This is a genomic window from Janthinobacterium sp. BJB426, assembly GCF_002735705.1.
In the GTDB taxonomy this organism is placed as follows: Bacteria; Pseudomonadota; Gammaproteobacteria; order Burkholderiales; family Burkholderiaceae_D; genus Janthinobacterium.
In genome coordinates, this window is the sequence record NZ_PDZL01000014.1 from 107,337 (window position 1) to 131,736 (window position 24,400).

The following is a 24,400-nucleotide window of genomic DNA, read 5'->3' on the forward strand; positions in this document are numbered from 1 at the left end:
AGGCAAGACTATACGGCGCCGTGCCGGTCCAGCCCCTTCAGCACGGCTTCCGGGCGGATCGGCAAATGCCGCACGCGCGAAGCCACGGCGGCGAAGATGGCATTGCCGATCGCCGGCGCCACGGCTGTCGTGGGCGGTTCGCCCATGCCCGTCGCCGTTGCCGTGCTGGCCACAAATTCGATATCGAGCTCGGGCACGTCGGCCATGCGCAAGGGCGTGTAGGTATTCAGATTGGTATCCTTCACTTCGCCGTTCAGGAAAGCCGTTCCCTCATGCAAGGCCATGCTCACGCCCCACAGGGCGCCCCCTTCCGCCTGCGCCAGCGCGCCATCGGGGTCGACGATGCTGCCCGCGTCGATCACCATGAACAGCTTTTCGACTTTCACCATGCAAGTGCTGCGATCGACCTTGACTCGCGCCACGCACGCCGTCCAGGTGGGCATGTCGCGTTCCTGGCCGAAGGTGGCGGCGATGCCCAGGCCCGTGTCGGGCGGCATGGCCGTGCCCCAGCCGGCCTTGTCCGCCACCCGCTGCAGCACGTGGGCCAGGCGCGCGGCGCCGCCGACGGCGTTCGGCGCGCTGCCCGCATTTCTCCCCGTGGCCTGCAGCAAGGACAGCCGGAACGCCAGCGGATCGACCTTGGCCGCCTGCGCCGCCTCGTCCATGAAACTTTCCACAGCCCAATTCGTCCAGCCCGGCCCCACGGAGCGCAGCCAGCCGGGGCGGAAACTGCTGTTGGCCAGGTCGTTCGACACGGCCCGCACGCGCTGCGCGCCCACCGTGTACCAGTGGTCGGCGCCGGCGATGGCGAACGGGTCGTACGGATGACCCTGCTTATCCTTGGCCAGGAAAGCGGGAATCATCGCTTGCGTGGGCCAGCCCGCGCTGGCCTCGTGCACCATGGCCGACACCTTGCCGGCGGCGTCGAACGCCATGCGCACATGCTGCACGGACGGCGAACGGGGCGAATCGAAACGGGCGTCGTCGGCCCGCGTGCAAATCATCTTGACGGGGCGCCCCACGGCTTGCGCCGCCAGCGCGGCCGGCACGCAATAATCGCCATTCAGGCGCCGCCCGAAACCGCCGCCGAGCAGATAGGTGTGCAGCATCACCTTGCTTTCCGGCACATTCAACGCTTGCGCCAGCACGGGCAGGATCAGTGATTGCCACTGATTGCCCGCATGAATGTGCCAAATGCCGTCGATTTCCTGCGCCAGGGCATTCACCGGTTCCAGCTGGAAATGCAACACGGTGCTGGTCGTATAGTGGCGTTCCAGTTGCAGGCTGGCATCCTTGAACGCTTGCTCCACGCCGTCATCATCGACCACGCGGGCGCCCAGGCTGGCATCGGCCAGCTGCTTGGTGGCATAGTTGAGAATATCCTGCTCCGCCACGTGCGCTGCCGGGCCGGCCCGCCATTTCACTTGCACCAGGTCGGCCGCGCGCATGGCGGCCGCATACGTTTCGGCCACCACCATGACCCAGCCGGGCACTGTGCCGCTGGGGTCTTGCAAGGCGAACGAGCGCAGGTAGCCCTTGACCTTTTTCGCGGCCGTATCATCGATGGACACCACTTTCGCGCCGTAGCGCGTGGGCGGGATCTTCGGACGCGCAAACAGCATGCCCTCGATTTCCGCATCGATTCCATACACGGCCGTGCCATTGATTTTCGCGGGGATGTCGAGCGCCTGCACCTGCTGGCCGATCAGGCTGCGCTGCGGCGGCGTCTTGAGCACGATGGCTTTCAGTTGCTCGGACGTGTACTGGCGCGCCAGCTTGCCACGGCGCACGATGTCGCCATAGCTGATCGACCGCCCCCGGCCATGCACGACGCCCAGTCTGGCGTGGCAGGCGGACACAGGCACGCGCAACAGGCGCGCGCCCTCCTCGACCAGCGCGAGGCGGCCGGCCGCACCGGCACGGCTGAGCGGATCGAAATTCTGCCACACGGACCAGCTGCCGCCCGTCACCATCAGTCCCCATTTCGGGTCCGTATCCACGTAATGCAGGCGCACCTTGCTCCAGTCCGCCTCCAGCTCCTCGGCAACGATACGCGCCAGGGCCGTGCCGATATGCTGGCCCATTTCCGCCTTGGCGATATTGACGGTGATCATGCCATCGACGCCGATATGGAACCAGATGCTGGGGTCGAACACGGGTGCTGAGGGCTTCGCGGGCGGCACGGATGCCGCCTTGCCGGCGGCCAGGGAGCTGTCAGCGCGCAGGAAGGCCAGAGTAAAACCGGTGCCTGCAGCGGCGATCAGGAAGCCGCGCCGCCCCAGCGAGCTGGGACGGGCAGCAGAATTTTCTTTCGGCAACTTAAGCACCGGGCGCCTCCTGCATGCCGGCCGCCAGTTTAATTGCCTTGCGGATGCGCACATACGCCATGCAGCGGCACAGGTTGCCGCTCATGACGGCATCGATATTCGCATCCGTCGGCTGCGGATAGTCTTGCAACAAAGTGGCCGCCTGCATGATCTGGCCCGACTGGCAATAGCCGCACTGGGGCGCCTGCGTGGCCAGCCACGCCCGCAGCAAAGGGTGCGTGCCATCGGGCGAGAGGCCTTCGATGGTGGTGACGGCGCAGCCGGCCACGGCGGCAATCGGCGTGATGCACGAGCGCATGGCGCGGCCATCCACGTGCACGGTGCAGGCGCCGCACATGCCGATGCCGCAGCCAAACTTCGTGCCCTTTAAATGGACTTCATCGCGCAGCACCCACAGCAGGGGCGTCTCGGCGTCGGCCTCGGTGCCGAAGGGCTGTCCATTGACAATAAGGTTATACATGAGTGTTGTACATAAGAAACTTTCAGAGATTACTTGCCGGCACGCGCGCGCGTCACGGCCGCTTCCAGATTCGTCCAGGCCGGCTGGTGGCTGCGGCTGCGGCGCAGATAGGCGGCCAGCTGGGCCACGTCATTGTCTGTCAGCGAGGCGGCAAAGCCGGGCATCAGCACGCCGGGCATGGCGTCATCCTTGCTGATGCCGTGCAATATCACCTGGATCAGGTTGGCAGGATCGGGCGCGCTGACGGCGCTGTTCAGGCTCAGTTCCGGGCGCAGGGACACGGGCCGGCCGTCGCTGTTCGAGTGGCACGACGCGCAGGCGGCCACGTACAGGCTGGCGCCGCGGTCGTTGTCGACCAGGCTGACGCGCTGCGAGCGCTCGATGCCAGCTTTCACAACGGTATCGGTATCGACCTGGCGTTGTTCCGCCCCGGCCAGGCCGGCAAAATACACGGACAGCGCGCGGATATCGCTATCGGGCGAGGCGCCCATGCCTTCGTGCACAACGGCCGACATGGGCCCGGCCGCCACGCCGTGCAAGGCCGTCGCGCCCGTCCGCAGGAAGGCGTACAGCTCGTCCTGCGTCCATGGCAAGGGTGCCGTGTTGGCGCTGGTCAAGGCCGGCGCATACCAGTGGTCGATGGGCGCGCCCAGATAGGACGAACCGGCAAGCTCGGCGCCCAGCGCATTGCGCGGCGTGTGGCAGGCGGCGCAATGGGCCAGGCCTTCGGCCAGATAGCGGCCCCGGTTCCAGTCCAGTCCTTGCGCAGGATCAAGCTGGAACGTCGCTGGCTTGAAAAACAGCAGCTTCCAGCCCGCCTGTAGCGGCCGCAAGTTCAGGGGGAACGGCACGCTGTTGGCGGGCGCGGCCGCGTACACGGGCGGGCGCGTCATGAAATACGCGTACAAGGCCGTCAAGTCCGTATCCGAGACGAGGTTGAAATGGGTGTACGGAAAGACGGGATACAAATGGGCGCCATCGCGGCCCACGCCTTCGCGCATGGCCCGCTGGAAGGCGGCCAGCGACCAGCGGCCGATGCCCGTTTGCCTGTCGGGCGTGATATTCGTCGCATAAATCGTGCCGAACGGCGTGGCCAGGCCGTGGCCGCCCGCGTACTCGGCGCCGCCCTTGGCCGTATGGCAGGCGGCGCAATTGCCCATGCCCGCCAGGATGCGGCCCCGCTCCACCACTTGCGGGGAAAAGGCCGTGGCGGCAGGCGGATCGATGGGCGCCAGCGCGGGGCGCCAGTAATACAGATACGCGGCCAGGGCCGCCACGATGAGCAATGCCAGCGACAGCAGCAAGCCGGTGAAGATTTTCTTGAGCAAAACAGGAACCAGTGAAAAGTAAAGGCCAGGGTAAAAGCAAGGCGCATGGGCCGCCGGCCAATGGCAGCGGCAACAGGGCCACAGTGACAATCTTACCGCGATTGTGACTTGTTGTATGTACGCAATGACACGCAGGCCGTGCCCGCAGGCGGGCTGCGCCTTATAATCAGCGTTTCAGCACGCCGCCGCTCCTTCATGCATACCGTTACCATCATCCTCATCCTCGTGTTGACCGTCGTCCTGTGCGGCTTTCTCGCCCGCTCGCGCTGGGTCAAGCTGCCGCTGCCGCTGATCCAGATTGCCGGCGGCACGGGATTGGCCGTGTTTGGCGTGCAAGTGCCGCTCGATCCCGACATTTTCTTCCTGCTCTTCATTCCGCCGCTGCTGTTTCTCGATGGCTGGCGCATTCCCAAGGGCGCCTTCTTTTCCGACGCGCGCTCGATCCTGATGCTGGCCATCGGCCTGGTGCTGTTTACCGTGCTGGGCATGGGCTTTTTCATCGACTGGCTGATTCCCAGCGTGCCGCTGGCCGTCGCCTTCGCGCTGGGCGCCATCCTGTCGCCGACCGACCCCGTGGCCGTCTCGGCAATCGCCGCCGGCAACCCGATTCCGCCGCGCCTGATGCACATCCTCGAAGGCGAATCCCTGCTGAACGACGCGTCGGGCCTCGTCTGTTTCACGTTTGCCGTAGGCGCCATGATGACGGGCGGCTTTTCCATCGGCGCCGCCTCGCTGAGTTTCCTGCAGGAAGCGGGCGGCGGCATCATCATCGGCCTGGCCATCTCGTGGGGCGTGGGCCTGGCAAATAAATGGCTGGTGAGCAAGGTCGGCGAAGAGCCTGGCCTGCAAATCCTCATCAGCATCCTGATCCCGTTCGCCGCCTACCTAGGCGCCGAGCAAATCCACGGTTCCGGCATCCTGGCCGCCGCCACGGCGGGCGTGTCCATGCATTACGCCGACCTGATCGGGCGCCCGCTGGCCGCCACGCGCACCCAGCGCAAGGCCGTGTGGGATACCGTGCAACTGGTCTTGAATGGCGTGATCTTCGTCATGCTGGGCGCGCAACTGCCCACCACCGTTGCCGGCTTGCCGGCCGCCTCGGCCGAAATCGGCGCCGGCAGCGCCTGGAAACTGCCCCTGTTCGTCATCGCCATCACCGTGGGACTGACCTTCATGCGCTTCCTCTGGGTCTTCATTTCCATGAAGCTGACCCTGTTCAAGCACCACAAGAAGGTGGCTGGCGAATCGAAGGACGCGGCGCTGCTGGCCCGTCCCAGCCTGCGCTTGCTGCTGGTGGCCTCGTTCGCGGGCGTGCGCGGCGCGCTGACCCTGGCCGGCATCCTGACCCTGCCCTTGTTCTTGCCAGACGGCACGCGCTTTCCCGCGCGCGACCTCGTCATCTTCCTGGCCATGGGCGTGATTTTATTGTCGCTGCTGCTGGCCAGCGTCACCCTGCCCCTGCTGACCAAGGGCCTGGTGTTCGCGCCGCCCGCGCGCCGCTCGACGGAAGAGCGCAATGCCCGCGCCGCCGCGGCCGAAGCGGCCATCGCGCGGCTGGAAAAAGTGTGCGAGGGCATCGACAAGAATGACAAGCAGCAAGTCGTCACGGAAGCGGCCAACCGCCTGATCGAAGCCTACCGGCGCCGCCTCGCGTACGGCGAAAGCAGCAACGACGAGGCGATGCGGCTGCAGGAACTGGCCAAGGCCGAGCGCGCGCTGCGCCTGGAAGCGCTGAATGCGGAGCGGGACGAACTGTTCCGCCGCCGCATTTCGGGTGAACTGGACGACACCATCCATTTGCGCCTGCTGCGCGAAATCGACTTGCTGGAAGCGACACTGGAAGAATAGCAACACTCTGGCGCGCCACGGCAGTGTTGATAAGTAATTCTCATGGCAAAGAATGCAAGTTTTAACATTCGTGTTTATAATGCAAGGTTGTATGGCGTAGCGCCGTGATTTACTTTCAACCGGGACTTCCGTAGAGTCTGTGTTGCTGAGTAACATTTTAAGTAGCCACCCGACCTGAATAAAGACACCGACGCCGTGCCCTCCTTCCCTCGCCACCGGCAGCGCCATGCGCTGCCTGCCCTGTTCGCTGTCGCGCTGCTGGCCTCGTTGCTTGCCTGCAGCGCGCTGGCGCCGTGCGCGGCGTGGGCGCAAACGGGCGCGGCGGCCGACGCCAGGCGTCCGGCCGAGGTGGCCCAGGTCCTGTTTGGCATCATCAGTTATGTGCGCTGGCCCGTGGCGCGCCAGGAAGTGCGCGTCTGCATGGTCGGTGCGCCCCGCTACGGCGCGGCCATCGTCGACACGCCCGCCTCCAGCCTGGGCCAGCGCATCCGCGTGAAAATCCCGGCAGTGGCCAGCGCGGCCAGCGAATGCGACGTCATCTACCTGGGCAGCCTGCCCGAGGGCGAGCGCGAGCACCTGCTGGCGCAGATCATCGGCAAGCCGATTTTATCGGTCGCCGAACCGGGCACGTCCTGCACCGTGGGCACCATGTTCTGCCTGCGCCTGAACGAGGCGCAAATCGGTTTTGACGTCAACCTCGACGCCATCGCCCGCAGCGGCCTGCGCGTGCATCCGAACGCCTTGCAAATTGCACGTCGCAAGGGACCGCCGCCATGAGCGCCAGCATCCCAAAAAAACTGGTGCGCAAGCCCCGTCCCACGCTCGACAGCGTGCTGCGGCGCGCCCACCTGAGCGTGTCGCTGATCGCCGTGCTGGCGGCCGGCCTGACCCTGACGGCCGTGGCGCTGCTGGCCCTGCGCGTGTATTCGGACCAGAACCTGCGCCTGGTGGCCCGCTCGATGAGCTATACGGTGGAGGCGGCCGTCGTCTTTGGCGACCCCATGGCCGCCAGGGAAGCGCTGGCCCTGATCGGCGTCAATGAAGATATCGACCGGGCGCAGGTGAACGACAAGGCAGGCAAGGTGCTGGCCCGCTGGGAACGGGGCGAACATGGCACGCGCTACTACATCGAACGCGCGCTGACGGGCTGGATGCTGCCCGATTCGCTGGTTTTCCCCATCACGCACGATGAACAGGCCATCGGCAGCATCACCCTGGTGCCGCACAGCCGCAGCCTGCTGCCTTTCCTGCTCAGCGGCCTGTCCTGCCTGCTCGCTTGCCTGGTGCTCAGCCTGGCCGTCGCCGTGCGCCTGTCGCGCCGCATGGAAACGGAAATCACGTCCCCCCTGCGCCACCTGGCGGAAACGGCCCACCGCGTGCGGCGCGACCGCTCGTTCGAACTGCGCGTGCCGCCGGCCAATATTGCTGAGTTGAACCAGATCAATGACGACTTCAACGCCCTGCTCGACGAACTGGAAGCATGGCAAAGCCATCTGCAAAAGGAAAACGCCTCGCTGTCGCACCGCGCCAACCACGACAGCCTGACGGGTCTGTCGAACCGCGCCTTCATGGAAGCGGAGCTGGAACGCGCCATCCTCGAAGCGCGGGTCGGCAATGGCAAGGTGGCCGTGCTGTTTCTCGACAGCGACCGTTTCAAATACATCAACGACACCTTCGGCCATGCCTCGGGCGACCGGGTGCTGGTGACGATCGCCGCGCGCATCAAGCAGCAATTGCGCGAGGGCGACCTGGTGGCGCGCCTGGGCGGCGACGAATTCGCCATCCTGCTCAAGCCGCTGCGCAACAGCAGCGATGCCATGCACATCGCCGACAACATCATCGCCGCCATGGCGCAAGCCATTGAACTGCCCACGGGCAACAGTATCGTCAGCTCGCTGACCATCGGCGTGGCCGTCTTCCCCGATCACGCCATCGACGCCGTCTCGCTGGTGGGCGCGGCGGATGAAGCCATGTACCGCGCCAAGCAGGCGCAACGCGGCACGCGCCAGGTGGCGCGCCTGCCGCAACCCCATATTCACCCCTGAACCAAGGAGCAACACCATGCAATTCATCTACACGCAATTACGCCGCGGCTTCCTCGGCTTGTTCATGCTGGGCCTGCTGGCCGCCTGCCAGAGCACGCCAGAGACCAAACCGCTGTTCAACGCCGAGCAAGTCGCCACCCTGAAGGAACAAGGCTTCAACCAGACCGATGAAGGCTGGGAACTGAGCTTTACCGACAAGCTGCTGTTCGAATTCGACGCCGCCAAGCTGATCCCGCCCAGCCGCGTCGCCATCCAGAAGATCAGCGCCGCCCTGCTGAAAGTGGGCATCACCCACATGCGCGTGGAAGGCCATACGGATAACGAAGGCACGGAAGCGTACAACAACAAGCTGTCGCTGGCGCGCGCCAACGTGGTGGCCGACGCCATGAGCGCATCGGGCATTCCGCGCGACAACATCACCGTCAAGGGCCTGGGCATGAGCAAGCCCGTGGCCTCGAACGCCAGCAAAACGGGCAAGGCAGAAAACCGCCGCGTCACCGTCATCGTTTCGGCGCCTTGAGCCTGGGCGTGCCCGCCGTGCGCTGGGTCGTGATGGGCGTGTCCGGCTGCGGCAAGAGCGCCGTCGGCAGCCGGCTGGCGGAAGCCTTGCGCGTGCCCTACGTGGAAGGCGACGACGTACATCCCCCGGAAAACGTGGCCAAGATGGCGGCCGGCATCCCGCTCGACGATGCCGACCGGGCCGGCTGGCTGGCCGCCCTGCGCGAGCGCATCGCCACGGCCCGCGCGCAAGGCAGCGGCCTCGTCGTCTCCTGCTCGGCCCTGAAACGCGCCTACCGCGACGTGCTGCGCGCAGGCGACCCGGCCCTGCGCTTTGCCCACCTGGACGGCCCGCGCGCCGTGCTGGAAAGCCGTTTGCAGCGCCCTGGTCACTTCATGCCGCCCAGCCTGCTCGACAGCCAGCTGGCCACCCTGCAGCCCCTGCAGGCCGACGAAACCGGCATCGTGCTCGACATCCGCCAGCCGCTGGCCGTGCTGGTGGAACAGATCCTGCAAGCGCCCTGACTGGCAGCCGCGCGGCTGGACAGCCCGCGCCCCCCTGTGTAGACTGGCGCGCACTTTCATGAGGGATTTTATGAGCACACCAACGACAAAACCAGCACCAGGCCCTGAATTCTGGGAACGCGCCGACCAGGTCATCGCCCTGGCCAATGAACAATGCATGCACAGCGGCGGCAATGAAGTGGCCACCTCGCTGCTGTACGCGGCGGCTCGCTTCAACGCCTTCCTCGTCGCCAGCAAGAGCAACGACGTGGCCAAGATGCAGGAAGAGAAGGAAGGCGCCGTGGCCTTCTTCACGGAACAGTACAAGCGCATGCTGACCGACAACTTCAACGACTACATCACCAACTTCGACAAGTACACGCAACCGTCGTCGGCCCCCAAGGGTTGATAATCGCAGCCAGCCTGGACAGCCACCGCGCCCGCGCCACACATGCGCACAGCGTGCTGGACGGCACAGTGCGCTACGCGCCTTGGCCATCGCTGTGGCTGACGGCCATGCTGGCCGGCGCCGTGACGGGCGCCCTGTGCTTTTTCAGCTGGACCGGCCTGCTGTTGTTTGCGGCCGGTACGGCCATCGTCCTGCTGTTCGGCCATTCGCTGGGCAGCCACCGCAAGCTGATCCACGACAGCTTTGCATGCCCAAAATGGCTGGAATACCTGCTCGTGTACCTGGGCGTGCTCGTGGGCCTGAGCGGCCCGCTGGGCCTGCTGCGCCAGCATGAACTGCGCGACTATGCCCAGCGCCTGCCCGACTGCCACCCCTATTTGCGCCACGGCGCCGGCGTCTGGCGCGATGCGTGGTGGCAACTGCATTGCCGTCTGGACCTCGACCACCCGCCGCACATCGCCATCGAGCCGCGCATCGCGCACGATCGCTTTTACCTTTTTCTGGAAAAAACCTGGATGCTGCAGCAACTGCCGTGGGCCGTGCTGTTCTACGTCTGGGGCGGCTGGGGCCTGGTTTGCTGGGGCGTCTGCGCGCGGGTCAGCGCCGGCGTGCTCGGTCACTGGCTGATCGGCTACTTCGCCCACAACCATGGGCAAATGCACTTTCATGTCGACGGCGCCGCCGTGCAAGGCAGGAATATCCGCCTGACCTCGCTGCTGACCATGGGCGAATGCTGGCACAACAACCATCACGCGTATCCGGGTTCAGCCAGGCTGGGCCTGCTGCCGGGCGAATGGGACCCGGGCTGGTGGATGCTGCTGCTGTTGCGGCGCCTGGGCCTCGTCTCCGGCCTGCGCCTGCCGCAAGACCTGGCGCCGCGGCCGGAACTGCGCGAAACGGCAGACCGCAGATAGTTATTGACCAATCGTTCACCAATGCATATAGTGGTAACAGAAACGGGCATCCCGCCCCGCCAGACACCTTACCTCCTGCCCCATGGCCAGACCACGCAACTTTGACGAAGCGACCGTCACCAGCCAGGCTGCCGCCGTCTTTGGCAGCCTGGGCTACAACGCCGCGTCGATCGATGACCTGGTCAAGGCTACGGGTTTGCTGCGCGGCAGCCTGTACAAGGCTTTCGGCTCCAAGCGCCATCTGTTTGAGCGCGTGCTGACACAGGCACTGCAGCCTGGCTGGCCGGCGCGGGAAGAAGCGGTCGATTTGCTGATCATCGCCCTGAAGGAACTGGCGCCCTCTGACGCCGCCATCACGGCGCTGTGCCGTGCCGCCGTGCTGGACACGGGCGCCGATACGTCCCGCCTGCTGGGCGAACGCCTGTTAAGCCATCTGGATCAACCACCGAAGGAGACACCATGCCCAGCCTCGAATTGAACGACGATGCACTGACCATCCGCCTGGCCCTGTGGGAAAAGCTGGCATCCTTCCACGGCAACCTGTGCATTCCCCTGCGGCATGTGCGTGGCGCCACCGACGATGACGGTTTCCGCGGCGCGGCCCTGGGCTTGCGCGCACCGGGCACCAACTTGCCGGGAGTCATTTCGGCGGGTACTTACCACAAGGGCGGCGACCGCCAGTTCGTCTTCATGACGCGCGGCATGCAGCCACTGGTCATCGAATTGCAAGGCGAAAAATGGGCGCGCCTGGTACTGGGCGTGCCTGATGCGCGCGCCATGGCGGCGCGCATCAATGCGCTGGCCACGGCGCCAGCCTGACGCATCAACCCGGTTCGCCCACCAGGTAGTTGTTCTTCACGCGCACATAATGCTCGGCTGAATAGCGCAGGTAGGCGATCTCGGCGTCCGTCAGTGCGCGCACCTTGGCGGCGGGGCGGCCCACGTACAGGTGGCCGCTTTCCAGCACCTTGCCCGGCGACACCAGGCTGCCCGCGCCCAGCATCACGTGTTTTTCCACCACCACGTCATCCATGACGATGCTGCCCATGCCGATCAGGCACTCGTCGCCGATCGTGCAGCCATGCAAGATCACGGAGTGGCCGATGGTCACGTACTTGCCGATGGTCAAGGGTGAACCGTCGGGCTTGGCCGCGTTCTTGTGCGACACATGGCCCATGGAAAAGTCCTGGATGTTGCTGCCTTCGCCGATGACGATGCGGTTGACGTCGCCGCGCAGCACGCTGTTGCACCAGATGGAACAGTCATCGCCGATCTGCACATCGCCAATCACTTGCGCCGTGTCATGCAGGTAGACGCGCTCGCCCAGGACGGGACGGGTATTCAGGTAGAAACTGACTGGCATCGCTTTCTCGCTTTTCATTAATAGTGAAAGTAAACAACAAGATTCACACCCAGCCGGCGGCCAGCGCAAAAATCGCCAGGCCATGGGCCAGGGACGCGCCCAGCAAGCCGGCACGGCAATATACCAGCCCCGCCACCACGCCTTCGATCACGGTGAACACGAGGATGGGCGCGCCCACCTGCGTGACGGTGGTGGCAAGAAACGCGTGGCACAGGCCAAACAGCAGGCCCGACACCAGCGCCGCGCGCCAGGCCGGCAGCCAGGCGCGCAATTGCTGCTGCAGCAAGCCGCGAAACAGCAATTCCTCATAACAGTTGGCCGCCAGCGCAAAGCCCAGCAGCAAGGGCAGCGCGGATGGCGCGACGGGCGCCAGCGAGGGCAAATCAAACAGGACTTTCAAGCCCGTCGCCAGCGCGACGATCAGGCAAGCGCCCGCCACGCCCAGCAGCACGGACAGGGCCGGGCGCATGCCCAGCCAGCGGATCTGGCGGCGCGCCTCGCTTTCCAGCCAGCAAGTACTTGCCACCAGCCCCAGCGACATGGCGCCCAGCGCCAGCAAGACCAGCGGCGGCGCCGTGAAGCGCAAGCCGCCCGCCGCCACTTGCCAATAGCCGTGCGCCGTCATCGCATCGCGCGCCAGCACGAAAAACAGCATGTGCACGAGCACGCGCAGCAGCGGGACCGTCCGTGGAATGGCCAGCAGCAAGGCGGCGCAGACGAGGAAGGCGGGCGTGATCGCCAGCAGATACTGCGTCAGGGAAGTCAGGTCGGCCATCGCTCACATCGGGGAAAGTACGGTGCCAACGGGCACGGGCGCAGCAATTGTATGCGGCGGCGGGCAACATGGGCAACCTGTCTTGCTATGCCGCCTTGCGCCAGCCATGCATCAGCCCATGCGCCGCCAACCCGGCCGCCAGCCCCCACAGGGCGCCGCCCACGCCCAGCAGGGTCACGTTCGCGGCCGTCGCCAGGAAGGTGATCAGCGCCGTTTCGCGCATGCGCACCTCCGCCATGGCCTGCGCCAGGCTGTTGCCGATGGCGCCCAGCAGGGCCAGGCCTGCCAGCGCCGTGATGAAGGGGCGCGGCAAGACCATGAACAGGGTGGCCAGGGTGACACCGAAGATACCCACCAGGATGTACAGCACGCCGCACGCCAGCCCCGCGACATAGCGCTTCGACGGGTCCGCATGCGCATCCTTGCCCGTGCAGATGGCGGCCGTGATGGCAGCCACGTTGAACGCATGCGCACCGAACGGCGCCATGAGCAGCGAACCGAGTCCCGTCACCGTCAAAATCGGATTGGCGCTGACCTGGTAACCGTCATTGCGCAGCACCAGCATGCCGGGCATGTATTGCCCCGTCAGGGTGATCAAGAACAGGGGCAACGCCACGCCCAGCAGGGACGCCACGGAAAAGCGCGGCATCTCGAACACGGGCGCAGCCAGGGCCAGCTCGATACCTTGCGCATCGATGCGCCCCTGCGCCAGCAGTAGGGCCAGGCCGATCAGCATGATGCCCACCACGGCAAAGCGTGCCGTGAAACGGCGCAGCACGGCGTACGACAGCAGCAATACCGCCACCAGCACGGGATCGGCGCTGGCGCCGCCGAATGCATTCACGCCAAACTGCAGCAGGATACCGGCCAGCAAGCCGGCGGCGATGCCGCCAGGAATCAGCCGCACCAGGCGCTCGAAGGCGCCGGACATGCCCAGCAGAATGAAGGCGATGGCGGACACCATGTAGGCGCCGATCACCTCGGCATACGGCGTATGCGGCATGACGGTGGCCAGGAAGGCCACGCCGGGCGTGGACCAGGCAGTGATGATGGGCGCGCGGGAGCGGTAGCTGAGCCAGATGCCCGTCACGCCCACGCCGATGCTCAGCGACCAGACCCAGGACGCCGTCTGCGCGGCGCTCAGCTGGGCCAGCTGGGCCGCCTGGAATACCAGCACGAAGGTGCCGCCATAGTTGACGAGGACGGAAATGAAGGCCGCCATGGCGGGGGAAGCCAGGTCGCGCCAGCGCGCCCTGGCGGCCATGGCGGCGGTTGTTGTGGTTGTTGTCATGTATATGCCTCTGCCATTGAAAGGGAGCATATTAATGGCCACATGGACTGCTCAAGCAGGCCAATTCAAGAACATACAACAGACCACTTTGACAGCATTAACCGAGTGCGCGGGCCAGGCGGACGATGCCGCTGTCGATCTCGTGCGGGGTCAAGGCCGCAAAGCCCAGCAGCCAGCCTCCCCGCTCTGGCGGCGTCGCATACAGCCGGCTCAGGCCCGGCAGCACGATGCCCGCCTGGGCCGCCAGGCGCAGCGTCTCCAGCTCGTCCCTGCCTTCATGCAGCAGACACGGCATCTGCAAGCCGCCCGGCGGCAGCTGCGCCGTGACCACGTGCGGCAAGTGCCGCAGCACGGCCTGCGCCATCGCATCGCGGCGCACGGCGTAGACCTTGCGCATGGCGCGCACATGGGCCGCGAAATGGCCATCGGCGATGAAACGGGCCAGTGTCAATTGATCGAGTTGCGGCGTATGGCCATCGACAATGCTGCGTGCGTACGTCATCGGTTTCACCAGCGCGGGCGGCAGCACCATGTAGCCAAGGCGCAGCCCCGGATACAGCGATTTGGCGAAGGTGCCCAGGTAAATCGTGCGCTGCCGCGTGTCGAGCCCCTGCACGCACGCCGTCGGCCAACCCGCATAGTGGAACTGGCTGTCGTAATCGTCCTCGATGATCCAGCCCTGGCGTTCGGCCGCCCAGGCGGTCAGGGCCAGGCGGCGCTCGAGCGCCAGGGTGGCGCCCGTCGGGTATTGATGCGACGGCGTGACATACACCGTGTTCGCGCCGCTGCGATCCGCCCGCAGGTGCTCGATGGACAAGCCATCCGCATCGACGGGCACGGGCACGATTCGTAATTGCGCCATCTCGAACGCCTTGCGCGCGCCGAAATAGCCGGGGTCTTCCATCAGGATGGGGCCATGCGCGTCGGCCAGCACCTGCGCACACAGGTACAGGGCCTGGCGCGTGCTGCTCAGCACCAGCACCTGATCGGCCGTGGCACGCGCGCCCCGCTCCAGGTTGACATAGTCGGCGATGGCCTGGCGCAATGGCTCGGCGCCTTGCGGGTCGCCGTGCAGCAGTACGCCGGCCTGGTGTTCGCCGGCCGCCTGGCGCCGCAAGCGCTCCCACACGTCGAGCGGAAAGGCCCGCGTTTCCGGCAAGCCCGTGGCGAAGGCCTTGACGCTTTGCTGATCAAGCACGCCGCCGCTGGCGAGAATCTGCGCGCCGCGCACGCTGAGGGCCACCGGCTGCACGGACAAGGCCGGCAGCGCCGTCGCAGGCTTGCCCAGCAAGCTCGCGCCTATGGTCGGCGACACAAAACTGCCCGATCCCGCTTGCCGCCGCAGATAGCCATCGAGGCGCAGCTGCGCATACGCCATTTCCACCGTATCGCGCGACACGCCCAGCGACTGCGCCAGCGCCCGCGTGGCCGGCAAGCGCAGGCCGGGCGCCAGCACGCCGTCGAGTATCAGCTGGCGCAGTGCGCGCTGCACCCGCACGCGCAAGTCGAGCGCCGCCAGTTCGGGCGCGGCGATGCGCATTTTCAGGGTGTCGAGTTCGAACTGCGGTGTCATACGGCCTTGGCGCGGGCGGCAGCAACGGCAGCCACGGCGGCCATGCTGCTGGCCAGCGAAAAACCGTGCTGCTGCAGCACCGCCACCAGTTGCTCGCCGGCGCAGCCCAAACGCAGGTTTTCCGCCACCCAGTCCTGCCATGCCGCGCCGATCTCCGGCATCGGTTCATCGTCCAGCGTGAGACCGAGTATGCATGTGGCCAGCAAGCCGTTGATGCGCTTCGTGTCGATCAGGTGCTGCACCACCGCATGGCCCGACTGCGGATACGGGTGCAAGGTGCAGCGGCCGAACGCGGCCAGGCGCTGCGCGTGCATGGCGTCGAGGTTGACCGATTCGCTGGCACTGGCGCCCGGATTGGCCACATCGGGCCGCGTGCCGAACACCAGGTGCAGCTGCGTGGCGTCCGTCGCCCTGGCGCGGCACAGGGCCGCCAGGTCGTAGTAGCCGGACGCTGGCGGGTCTTGCGCCAGCGACTCCATCACGGGCAGCCAGCGCAGCTCATGGTACAAGCGGGCCTGCCGCACGTCGAGGAAGGACAATGGCCCGAAAGCGACGATCTGCTGCACATCGAGCAGCAAGCCATACATGACGGCCGCGTACGCGCCCATGGACTGGCCGAGGGTCGTGACTTGACTGGGCGCGATGCGGCGCACGAGCTCGCGCAAGGCCTGCGCCGTCTCGTCGACGTGGTTGCCCAGGCCCGCGATGCGGCGGTGGTACCAGGCATTGCCCGAATCGCGCACGAGGATCTTGTTCAGCGGCTGGCCGCTGGCCTGCTCCAGCTTTCTCAGCCGGCCGTAAAAATCAAAGGCGGGACGCGTGGTCCACGAGACGAAGCCGAAGGCGATGACCAGCGGCGCGCCGGGCACGATACGGTCGACCAGCACGTCGTCGGCACTGGTGGCGACCAGTCGATTATCCAGCGCTTGCGCTTGCAGCATCGGCCCGGCTCCCCGATCAACGTTAAAACAATAGAAAGCATGAGTTTAATGCCAGGACTGGCAAAATGGAAACAATCGCCGCTACGGTACGCGGGCAGGCATGGAAAAACTGCTAGTCTGGCGGCTATTCCCCCCATGAACAGGAGCCTCCCATGCTGCCTCGCCTGAAATACCTGTCCCTCGCCGCCGCCATCGCCATGGCCGGCGGCTGCGCCGCCACGTCCGACAGCGCCAAGCCGGACACCGGCCTGACGCCCAGCTACAGCCTGACGAATACCTACTGGAAGCTGACGGAACTCGATGGCGCCGCCGTGACGATGGCGCCGGAGCAGGAGCGCGAAGTGCGCATCACCCTCACCGACGATGGCAAGGTCCATGGTTTTACGGGCTGCAACCGCGTGATGGGCGGCTATACGCTGGCCGGCCAGGCCCTGCGCTTCACGCAACTGGCCGGCACGCGCATGGCCTGCCCGCCGCCCCTGATGCAGCTGGAAAGCGAGGTATTGGCCAACTTGAACAGCGTGACGGGCTACCGTTTCGAAGGCGAGTACCTGATCCTGCTCAAGGATGGCGCGCCCGTGGCCCGCTTTGAATCGGTCTACCTGTGAAATAAAAACCGGCTGCCGTTACAATGGCTTCCAGCCCATCATCTGGAAGGAAGCCATGTCCGCACTGCCCTCGCCGTCTTCATCCCTGACACCATCGGCCGCCGGCCGCTATCGGGCTTTTCTTTTTGACATGGACGGCACCGTCATCAATTCCATCGCCGCCGCCGAACGCATCTGGGGCACCTGGGCGCAGCGCCGGGGCCTCGATGTGGCGGCCTTTTTGCCCACCATCCACGGCGCGCGCTCGGTCGATACCATCGCCAAACTGCGCTTGCCCGGCGTCGACGCGCAGCGCGAGTCGCAGGGCATCACGGATGCGGAAATCATCGATGTGGAAGGGATTATTGAAATCGCGGGCGCGCTGCGCTTTTTAGAATCGCTGCCGCCCGCGCAATGGGCCATCGTCACCTCGGCGCCGAGGGCACTGGCCACGGCGCGCCTGAAGGCGGCCGGCATGCCGATACCCGCCATCATGGTGACGGCGGAAGACGTCAAGGCCGGCAAGCCGAAACCCGATTGCTACCTGCTGGCGGCTGAAAAACTGGGCGTGGCGCCCGCTGACTGCCTGGTGTTCGAAGATGCGTCGGTCGGCATCGAGGCGGGCGAAGCGGCTGGCGCGAAAGTCATCGTCGTCACCGCCACGCACGCGCACCCGCTGGCCACGCGCCACCCTGCCATCGACAGCTACGAGCGCATCGTGGCAAGCGTCGATGGCGACGGCTTTATTGTCCTGGCCGAGATGGCTGCAGCACCCGCGACAAGATAGCCTGCTCCAGCGCGGCGAAGGCCGCATGGCCGCGCTGACGCGGTCGCGGCAAGTCCACCTGCACGTCCAGCGTGATCTGCCCATCCTCGATCAGCAGTACCCGGTCGGCCAGGGCCACGGCTTCGGCCACGTCGTGCGTCACCAGCACGGCCGTGAAACCGCGCGCCAGCCATAGCGACTCGATCAGCTGCTGCATCTCGATGCGCGTCAGGGCGTCCAGCGCGCCCAGGGGTTCGTCGAGCAGCAGCAGTTGCGGCTCGTGCACGAGGGCGCGCGCCAGCGCCACCCGTTGCTTCTGCCCACCCGACAGGGCTGACGGCCAGTCATCCGCCCGCTCGGCCAGTCCCACCGTCCACAGCGAAGCGGCGGCCGCACCGACGGAACGGGGCAGGCCCAAGGCCACGTTGTCGAGCACCGTTTTCCACGGCAGCAAACGCGATTCCTGGAACATGATGCGGATGTCGGGCGCGCCCACGCCGCTGCCGATGGCGATACTACCGTCATCGACGCTTTCCAGGCCCGCGATAGAGCGCAGCAAGGTGCTCTTGCCGCAGCCGCTGCGTCCCACGATGGCAACGAACTCTCCCGCTTCCAGCTGCAGGTCGACGTTCTTCAGCACGGGACGTTCGCCATAGGCCTTACTCAATTGCGTCAGTTCCAAAGGCACGCCTCGGCGCGCCGAGGGAGCCTGCGGCGCGGTCCTGGCCTGCGGCGCGCTGGCCGGGTCGTACTGAACGAAGTGCGACAAAAAATCCGTTTCGATCTGGATGGGGGCGAGCAGCATGGTAGTTTCTTTCCTCATTATCGGTAGGCGGGATTCCAGCGCAGGCAATGGCGTTCCAGCCGGCGCGAGAACAAATCGGCCAGCTTGCCCAGCAAGGCGTACAGCAAAATCCCCACCAGCACTACGTCCGTTTGCAGGAATTCGCGCGCATTCATGGTCATGTAGCCGATGCCGGCCTGCGCCGAGATGGTTTCGGCGACGATCAGCAGCACCCACACGAGGCCCAGCGAAAAGCGCACGCCAACGAGGATCGATGGCATGGCGGCCGGCAGGATCACGTCGCGGTACAAGGGCCAGCCCGAAAGACCATAGCTTTTCGCCATTTCGATCAGCCCCTGGTCGGCCGAGCGGATGCCGTGAAAGGTGTTCAGGTAGACGGGAAAGAACACGCCGACAGCCAGCAGAAACAGCTTGGCCGTCTCGTCGATGCCGAACCACAGGATCACCAGCGGGATCAGGGCCAGGGCCGGGATGTTGCGCACCATTTGCAGGGTCGTGTCGAGCAGGGTTTCCGCATGGCGGAAGCTGCCCGTCAATAGGCCCAGCAGCAAGCCCAGTCCCGCGCCGATAACGAAACCGACCGTCGCGCGCCACAAGCTCGTTTTCAGGTGCAGCCACAATTCGCCCGACACGGCCAGGTGCCAGAAGGCTTTCGCCACGGCCCACGGCTCGGGCAGGATGCGGCTCGACAGCCAGCCCCACTGCGCCGCCAGTTGCCAGGCCAGCAGCAGCGCCACGGGCAAGGCCCACGGCGCCAGCGCATTACGCCAGGACGTTCCTGGCTGATGCTTGACGGTGGCCGTCGCCATCTCAGGCCGCCTTTTTCTGTGGCGCGACCGGCACGATATTGCTGGCCATGACTTCGCCGAAAGGCCCCGTCAGTGACTGCTCACCCACGGCCTTGCCCTTGCCCAGCAAGGGGAATACCAGTTCTGCAAAGCGGTACGATTCTTCCAAGTGCGGGTAGCCCGAGAAAATGAAGGTGTCGATACCCAGGTCGGCATACTCCTGCATGCGCGCCACCACGGTCGGGCCGTCGCCGACGAGGGCCGTGCCCGCGCCGCCGCGCACCAGGCCCACGCCGGCCCACAGATTCGGCGACACTTCGAGCTTGTCGCGCCGTCCGCCATGCAGGGCCGCCATGCGCTGCTGCCCCACGGAATCCATCTTGCCGAAGGCCGCCTGTGCCTTGGCGATGATGTCGTCGTCCAGGTGGCTGATCAGTTCATCGGCCGCGCGCCAGGCCGCCTCGTTCGTTTCGCGCACGATCACGTGCAATCGGATGCCAAACCGGACCGTGCGGCCTTTTTTTGCCGCGCGCGCGCGGATGTCGGCGATTTTCTCGGCGACTGCAGCAGGTGGCTCGCCCCACGTCAGGTACACGTCCATCTGCTCGGCCGCCAGTTCATGCGCGGGCTCCGACGAGCCGCCGAAATACAGGGGCGGATATGGTTTCTGCACGGGCGGATACAGGGTTTTCGCGCCCTTTACCTGGATATGCTTGCCCTCGAAATCGTAGCCGGCCGCGCCGCCCTCGCCCGCCAGGGTGGCGCGCCACACCTTGATGAATTCATCGGAAATTTCATAGCGCTTGGCGTGGTCGGCAAACAGGCCGTCCGCTTCCAGCTCGCCCTGGTCGCCGCCCGTGACGACATTGATCAAGAGGCGCCCGTTCGACAGGCGGTCAAAGGTGGACGCCATGCGCACGGCCAGACCGGGCGTGGACAGGCCGGGGCGGATAGCCACGAGGAATTTGAGCTTTTGCGTCACGCTGATCAGCGACGACGCCACCACCCACGCGTCTTCGCAGGAGCGGCCCGTCGGCAACAGCACGCCGTCGTAGCCGAGCGTGTCGGCGGCAACGGCCACCTGGCGCAAATAATCGGCATCGACGGGGCGCGCGCCCTGCGACGTGCCCAGATAGCGGCTGTCGCCGTGCGTAGGGATGAACCAGAATATATTCAATGACATGGCGTTCTCTATCTCTCTTTGTTTATTTGGTGGCGACTTGCTTGACGGGCAGCAGCGCATCCTTGACGACGATCGGTTTCGGAATCAGCTTCAGGCTGGAAAACGCATCGGCCACCCTTTGCTGCGACGCGATGACGTCGACCGACACGGGTTTGACGCCATACGCATAGCGCGAGGCGGCCAGCGCCACCACATCCTTGCCCAGCCCCGTCTGTGCCGACAGGATCGTCGCCACTTCTTCCGGGTTGTTGCGGCCCCAGTCGTCGACCTTGGCCACTTCATCGAGCACAATGCGCAGGATCTCGGGATTTTTTTCCGCATACGTGCGCGAGGCCAGGTAAAACTGGTAGTTGGCCACCAGGCCCTTGCCATCGGCCAGCACGCGGGCGCCCAGCTGCTTCTCGGCGGCCGCCAGGAACGGATCCCAGATGGCCCACGCATCCACGCTGCCACGCTCGAAGGCGGCGCGCGCATCGGCCGGCGGCAGGAACACGGGCTGGATGTCGGCGTACGCGACACCGGCCTTTTCCAGCGCCTTCAATAACAGGTAATGCACGTTCGAGCCCTTGTTCAGGGCAATTTTCTTGCCCTTCAAGTCGGCCAGGGTGCGCAGGCCGGAACCCTTGGGCACGACGATGGCTTCGCTGGCCGGCGACGCCGGCTCATTGCCGACATACACCAGGTTGGCGCCGGCCGCCTGGGCAAAGATCGGCGGCGCCTCGCCCACGGTGCCGAAATCGATGCTGCCCACGTTCAAGCCCTCCAGCAGCACGGGGCCGGCCGGGAACTCCGTCCATTTCACGCCCACGCCCTGCTCGGCCAGGCGTTTTTCCAGGGTGCCGCGCCCCTTCAACAAGGTCAGGGTGCCGTATTTCTGGTAGCCAATACGCACCTGCACCTGGACCTCACCCTTGGCCTGCGCCTGCGCCTGCGCCGTGACCGGCATGCCGGCCGCCATCACGCCGGCGGCGGCAAACAGCAAGCCCAGGGTGGTACGGCGCGAGAGTCGTTGTGCGTGGCGGTGTGTCATGGCGGTTCCTTGGTCGGTGAATAATCAGGCGGCTTGATAGTGAGGCGCGTAAGGCTGGTCTTGCAGCGAACGTACGGGGAGCGAAATATCGGCCGGCGCGGGCGGGCGCTGTCCGTGCAGCACGAACAGGCCGGTGGAGAGTTCCTCGATACCGGCCTGCACGCGGTCGGCAATCGGCGCATCCAGGCTCAGGCCCCGCTCCTCGTGCCACGCCAGCTGCTGCGCATTCGCATAGATGCTGGTGAACACTTGCTTGGCGCCCAGCGCATGCAGCACGGGACGCAACGCATAGTCGAGCGCCAGGGTGTGGGCATGACCGCCGCCCGTGGCCAGCGGCAGCACCAGCTTGCCGGCCAGGCCATCTTGCGGCAGCAAGTCGAGGAAGGCTTTCAGCAGCCCTGTATACGACGCCTTGTAGATGGGTGTGGCGATCACGATGGCGTCGGCATCGGCCACGGCGCGCACGGCGCGGGCAATCGCCGCGTCGTCGTAGTCGGCGAGCAGCAAGGCGCGCGCCGGCAGGTCGCGCACATGCAGCTTGGCGTAGCTATGGCCCTGCAGCGCCAGCTGTTCGCCGATATGCAGCAGCAGGCGGCTGGAACTCGATGGGAGTTGCGGGCTACCGCCCAATAACAAGATGCTCATGTGATGCCCGTCCCTGTAGGTTGTTGAAAGTGGCGTTGCTCGGATGCTTGCAGCCTATCGCCATCAGCAGCCGTGTAAAACGAATGCTTTCGCGCTTCGATATGCGTTTTTTGACTATCCGGGCCTGACGCCCCGCACGCCATCGTGCATTCAGCCGCACGGCTTTTTTCGCATATCCATGCGCGGTTTTCTTCGTGTACGGCGCGTGCCTGGCGGTGCAATATCTGCGTCATCGTCTTTCTGGAATGTCACCCATGTCTAGCGTTTTTCTCCATGCCGCCCGTCCCCAGCCGCCTGTACCGGAACCCCTGCAGGACGCGATCAGCATCGCCACGTCGCTGGCCGCGCGCCTGGCTGAAACGGCCAATGCCCGCGACCAGGCCGGCGGCCATGCGGCGCAGGAACGCGAATGGCTGCGCGAGTCGGGCTTGCTGACCCTGTCGATCCCCGTGGAATTCGGCGGCCAGGGCGCGTCGTGGCCCCTCGTGTACCAGGTGATCCGCATCCTGGCGCGCGCCGACAGTGCGCTGGCGCATGTCTTCGGCTTCCACCATTTGCAGCTGGCCGGCCTGCAGCTGTATGGCAGCGCCCAACAGCAGCGCCGCCTGCTCACCCTGACCGTTGACGAGCGCCTGTTCTGGGGCAATGCCTTGAACCCGCTCGACAAACGGGTCGCGGCGGCCGACAGCGACGACGGCTATATCCTCGATGGCATCAAGAGCTTTTCTTCCGGTTCCGTGGGATCGGACTGGCTGACCGTCTCCGCCTGGCATGCGCCCACGCAGACGGCGCTGATCGCCGCCCTGCCCACGCACCAGGAGGGCCTCACCGTGCAGGCGGACTGGGACGCCTTCGGCCAGCGCCAGACGGACAGCGGCAATGTGCACTTCCAGGCCGTGACCCTGCCGCGGGAGCTGGTGCTGCAGGCGCCCGCGCAGGCCGCCACGCCGCAAGCCACCGTGCGCTCGCAGATCGCGCAACTGATCATGGCCAATCTGTATTTGGGCATCGCCGAAGGCGCGTTCGAGGCGGCGCGCCTGTACACGGACGAACAGGCAAAGGCCTGGTTTGCCTCGGGCGTGGCCAAGGCAACGGACGACCCATTGGTGCAGCACCGCTATGGCCAACTGTGGCTCTTGCTGCGCCCCGCGCAGGTGCTGGCCGACGCGGCGGCGCAGGAACTGGAAAAGGTGTTCCGCAAGGGCGCGCTGGTGACGGCGCGCGAACGTGGCTTGCTGGCAGTGGCCGTGGCCGAAGCCAAATGCCTGGCGCACAAGGCGGGACTGGAAATCAGCAGCCAGATGTTCGAACTGACGGGCGCCCGTTCCACCTCGGCCCAGTATGGCTTCGACCGCTACTGGCGCAACGTGCGCGTGCATACCCTGCACGACCCCATCGACTACAAGCTGCGCGACCTGGGACGCTTTGCCTTGAATGGCACGCTGCCCGAGCCGACGGCGTATTCCTGATTCACCCACCAAGGAGTCACCATGACCATCGCCCGCCGCAGCATCCTCCTCACCGCCCTGACCCTCGCCCTGGCGAGCAACTTCGTCCACGCCAAGGACCCGAAAGACATCACCATCGGCACCAGCGCGGGACCGTACGCGGACCAGATCAAGCTGGGCATCAAACCTATCCTGGAAAAGCAGGGCTACAAGGTCAAGCTGGTGGAATTCAATGACTACATCCAGCCGAACTTCGCGCTGGCCGAGGGTTCGCTGGACGCCAACGTCTTCCAGCACATCGTCTACCTGAAGAAATTCGCGCTGGAGCACAAGCTGGCCCTGACGGACCTGATCACGATACCCACGGCGCCGATTGCCATCTACAGCAAGAAGCACAAGACCCTGGACGACGTGAAGGAAGGCACAACGGTGGGCTTGCCGAACGATCCGACCAACCAGGCGCGCGCGCTGGTGCTGCTCGACCAATTGGGATGGATCAAGCTGCGCCCCAGCTTCGACCCCGTGCGCGCGTCGGAAAAGGATATCGCCGTCAACACGAAGAAAATCAAGCTGCTGCCGCTGGAAGCGGCGCAGTTGCCACGTTCACTGGGCGACACCGATTACTCCTTCATCAATGGCAATTACGCGCTGGCGTCGGGATTGAAGCTGACGGAGGCGCTGGTAGCCGAGAAAATCTCGCCCAACTACATCAACCTGGTGGCCATCCGCACGGCGGACAAGGACAAGCAGTTCGCCAAGGACCTGGCGGCCGCCTACCGCTCGCGCGAATTCCTCGACATCACGAATAAGCACTTTGCCGGCTATTCGAAACCCGACTACCAGCAAGCGTTGCAGACGGCGGCCAAGTAAGC

At 65.6% G+C, this 24,400-nt stretch carries 26 protein-coding genes; 13 read left to right on the forward strand and 13 right to left on the reverse strand.

Features of this window, described 5'->3' with window-relative positions; genetic code table 11:
- Positions 1–8: 8 nt before the first annotated feature.
- Genes CSQ93_RS20560 through CSQ93_RS20570 form a run of 3 tightly spaced genes read right to left on the reverse strand, consistent with a single transcriptional unit; the run spans position 9 to position 4,115 of the window.
- Positions 9–2,327: a xanthine dehydrogenase family protein molybdopterin-binding subunit gene (locus CSQ93_RS20560; RefSeq protein WP_099379632.1), complete on the reverse strand. Its 2,319-nt coding sequence runs from the start codon at positions 2,325–2,327 to the stop codon at positions 9–11.
- Complete coding sequence (locus CSQ93_RS20565; protein WP_099379633.1) at positions 2,320–2,787, reverse strand: (2Fe-2S)-binding protein; 468 nt, start codon at positions 2,785–2,787, stop codon at positions 2,320–2,322. Before CSQ93_RS20565 ends, CSQ93_RS20560 begins: the two co-directional genes overlap by 8 nt.
- A 29-nt stretch (positions 2,788–2,816) precedes the next feature.
- Positions 2,817–4,115 carry a cytochrome c gene (locus tag CSQ93_RS20570; protein ID WP_099379634.1) on the reverse strand — a complete coding sequence of 433 codons (1,299 nt, stop codon included), beginning with the start codon at positions 4,113–4,115 and terminating at the stop codon, positions 2,817–2,819.
- 195 nt (positions 4,116–4,310) lie between these two features.
- Between CSQ93_RS20570 and CSQ93_RS20575 the strand changes: the two genes are divergently transcribed.
- The 9 genes from CSQ93_RS20575 to CSQ93_RS20615 all read left to right on the forward strand — a co-directional run bounded on the left by CSQ93_RS20575 (position 4,311) and on the right by CSQ93_RS20615 (position 11,152).
- The gene (locus CSQ93_RS20575; RefSeq protein ID WP_099379635.1) at positions 4,311–5,963 is read left to right on the forward strand and encodes a Na+/H+ antiporter; all 1,653 of its coding nucleotides are present in this window, start codon (positions 4,311–4,313) and stop codon (positions 5,961–5,963) included.
- Between the two features lie 195 nt (positions 5,964–6,158).
- The gene (locus CSQ93_RS20580; RefSeq protein WP_233516276.1) at positions 6,159–6,740 is read left to right on the forward strand and encodes a YfiR family protein; all 582 of its coding nucleotides are present in this window, start codon (positions 6,159–6,161) and stop codon (positions 6,738–6,740) included.
- On the forward strand, positions 6,737–8,008 hold the full coding sequence (locus CSQ93_RS20585; RefSeq protein ID WP_099379636.1) for a diguanylate cyclase domain-containing protein: 1,272 nt from the start codon (positions 6,737–6,739) through the stop codon (positions 8,006–8,008). The genes CSQ93_RS20580 and CSQ93_RS20585 overlap by 4 nt, the downstream gene beginning before the upstream one ends.
- Before the next feature lie 16 nt (positions 8,009–8,024).
- Positions 8,025–8,528 (forward strand): OmpA family protein, encoded by a 504-nt coding sequence (locus CSQ93_RS20590; RefSeq protein ID WP_099379637.1) that lies wholly within the window; start codon positions 8,025–8,027, stop codon positions 8,526–8,528.
- A 32-nt stretch (positions 8,529–8,560) separates the two neighbouring features.
- Positions 8,561–9,031, forward strand: coding sequence for a gluconokinase (locus CSQ93_RS20595; RefSeq protein ID WP_099379690.1), 471 nt, complete (start codon positions 8,561–8,563; stop codon positions 9,029–9,031).
- A 70-nt stretch (positions 9,032–9,101) separates the two neighbouring features.
- The gene (locus CSQ93_RS20600; protein WP_034782889.1) at positions 9,102–9,419 is read left to right on the forward strand and encodes a DUF3144 domain-containing protein; all 318 of its coding nucleotides are present in this window, start codon (positions 9,102–9,104) and stop codon (positions 9,417–9,419) included.
- The gene (locus CSQ93_RS20605) at positions 9,416–10,333 is read left to right on the forward strand and encodes an acyl-CoA desaturase (protein WP_199534466.1); all 918 of its coding nucleotides are present in this window, start codon (positions 9,416–9,418) and stop codon (positions 10,331–10,333) included. Before CSQ93_RS20600 ends, CSQ93_RS20605 begins: the two co-directional genes overlap by 4 nt.
- Positions 10,334–10,415: 82 nt before the next feature.
- Positions 10,416–10,811: a helix-turn-helix domain-containing protein gene (locus CSQ93_RS20610; RefSeq protein ID WP_099379638.1), complete on the forward strand. Its 396-nt coding sequence runs from the start codon at positions 10,416–10,418 to the stop codon at positions 10,809–10,811.
- The gene (locus CSQ93_RS20615) at positions 10,793–11,152 is read left to right on the forward strand and encodes a hypothetical protein (RefSeq protein ID WP_099379639.1); all 360 of its coding nucleotides are present in this window, start codon (positions 10,793–10,795) and stop codon (positions 11,150–11,152) included. The genes CSQ93_RS20610 and CSQ93_RS20615 overlap by 19 nt, the downstream gene beginning before the upstream one ends.
- A 4-nt stretch (positions 11,153–11,156) precedes the next feature.
- Here CSQ93_RS20615 and CSQ93_RS20620 read toward each other — a convergent pair whose 3' ends face one another.
- The 5 genes from CSQ93_RS20620 to CSQ93_RS20640 form a co-directional block, all read right to left on the reverse strand.
- Complete coding sequence (locus CSQ93_RS20620) at positions 11,157–11,696, reverse strand: gamma carbonic anhydrase family protein (protein ID WP_099379640.1); 540 nt, start codon at positions 11,694–11,696, stop codon at positions 11,157–11,159.
- Positions 11,697–11,739: 43 nt separating this feature from the next.
- Positions 11,740–12,471, reverse strand: coding sequence for a CPBP family intramembrane glutamic endopeptidase (locus tag CSQ93_RS20625; protein WP_099379641.1), 732 nt, complete (start codon positions 12,469–12,471; stop codon positions 11,740–11,742).
- A gap of 85 nt (positions 12,472–12,556) precedes the next feature.
- A complete protein-coding gene (locus CSQ93_RS20630) occupies positions 12,557–13,735 on the reverse strand; it encodes a benzoate/H(+) symporter BenE family transporter (RefSeq protein ID WP_099379642.1) in 1,179 nt (392 codons plus the stop codon).
- A gap of 124 nt (positions 13,736–13,859) precedes the next feature.
- Positions 13,860–15,335: a MocR-like pyridoxine biosynthesis transcription factor PdxR gene (gene pdxR / locus CSQ93_RS20635; RefSeq protein WP_099379643.1), complete on the reverse strand. Its 1,476-nt coding sequence runs from the start codon at positions 15,333–15,335 to the stop codon at positions 13,860–13,862.
- On the reverse strand, positions 15,332–16,276 hold the full coding sequence (locus CSQ93_RS20640; RefSeq protein WP_099379644.1) for a hypothetical protein: 945 nt from the start codon (positions 16,274–16,276) through the stop codon (positions 15,332–15,334). The genes pdxR and CSQ93_RS20640 overlap by 4 nt, the downstream gene beginning before the upstream one ends.
- 152 nt (positions 16,277–16,428) lie before the next feature.
- On the opposite strand from CSQ93_RS20640, the gene CSQ93_RS20645 reads away from it, so the two are divergent.
- Positions 16,429–16,884: an META domain-containing protein gene (locus tag CSQ93_RS20645; protein WP_099379645.1), complete on the forward strand. Its 456-nt coding sequence runs from the start codon at positions 16,429–16,431 to the stop codon at positions 16,882–16,884.
- Positions 16,885–16,939: 55 nt separating this feature from the next.
- Complete coding sequence (locus CSQ93_RS20650) at positions 16,940–17,650, forward strand: HAD-IA family hydrolase (RefSeq protein WP_099379646.1); 711 nt, start codon at positions 16,940–16,942, stop codon at positions 17,648–17,650.
- Here CSQ93_RS20650 and CSQ93_RS20655 read toward each other — a convergent pair.
- From CSQ93_RS20655 to ssuE, 5 genes are read right to left on the reverse strand one after another with little or no spacing between them, the layout of a single operon-like run.
- Positions 17,607–18,434, reverse strand: a complete 828-nt coding sequence (locus tag CSQ93_RS20655; protein ID WP_099379647.1) for an ATP-binding cassette domain-containing protein — start codon at positions 18,432–18,434, stop codon at positions 17,607–17,609. The genes CSQ93_RS20650 and CSQ93_RS20655 overlap by 44 nt on opposite strands.
- A gap of 17 nt (positions 18,435–18,451) precedes the next feature.
- Complete coding sequence (gene ssuC / locus CSQ93_RS20660) at positions 18,452–19,243, reverse strand: aliphatic sulfonate ABC transporter permease SsuC (RefSeq protein ID WP_099379648.1); 792 nt, start codon at positions 19,241–19,243, stop codon at positions 18,452–18,454.
- Position 19,244: 1 nt separating this feature from the next.
- Complete coding sequence (gene ssuD / locus CSQ93_RS20665) at positions 19,245–20,405, reverse strand: FMNH2-dependent alkanesulfonate monooxygenase (protein WP_099379649.1); 1,161 nt, start codon at positions 20,403–20,405, stop codon at positions 19,245–19,247.
- 22 nt (positions 20,406–20,427) lie between these two features.
- Positions 20,428–21,435: a sulfonate ABC transporter substrate-binding protein gene (locus CSQ93_RS20670; protein ID WP_099379650.1), complete on the reverse strand. Its 1,008-nt coding sequence runs from the start codon at positions 21,433–21,435 to the stop codon at positions 20,428–20,430.
- A gap of 24 nt (positions 21,436–21,459) precedes the next feature.
- Complete coding sequence (gene ssuE / locus CSQ93_RS20675; RefSeq protein WP_099379651.1) at positions 21,460–22,080, reverse strand: NADPH-dependent FMN reductase; 621 nt, start codon at positions 22,078–22,080, stop codon at positions 21,460–21,462.
- A gap of 254 nt (positions 22,081–22,334) precedes the next feature.
- Here ssuE and CSQ93_RS20680 point away from each other — a divergent pair, with 254 nt between their 5' ends.
- Positions 22,335–23,549 carry an acyl-CoA dehydrogenase family protein gene (locus tag CSQ93_RS20680; RefSeq protein ID WP_099379652.1) on the forward strand — a complete coding sequence of 405 codons (1,215 nt, stop codon included), beginning with the start codon at positions 22,335–22,337 and terminating at the stop codon, positions 23,547–23,549.
- Between the two features lie 21 nt (positions 23,550–23,570).
- The gene (locus CSQ93_RS20685) at positions 23,571–24,398 is read left to right on the forward strand and encodes a MetQ/NlpA family ABC transporter substrate-binding protein (RefSeq protein ID WP_099379653.1); all 828 of its coding nucleotides are present in this window, start codon (positions 23,571–23,573) and stop codon (positions 24,396–24,398) included.
- Positions 24,399–24,400 lie beyond the last annotated feature (2 nt).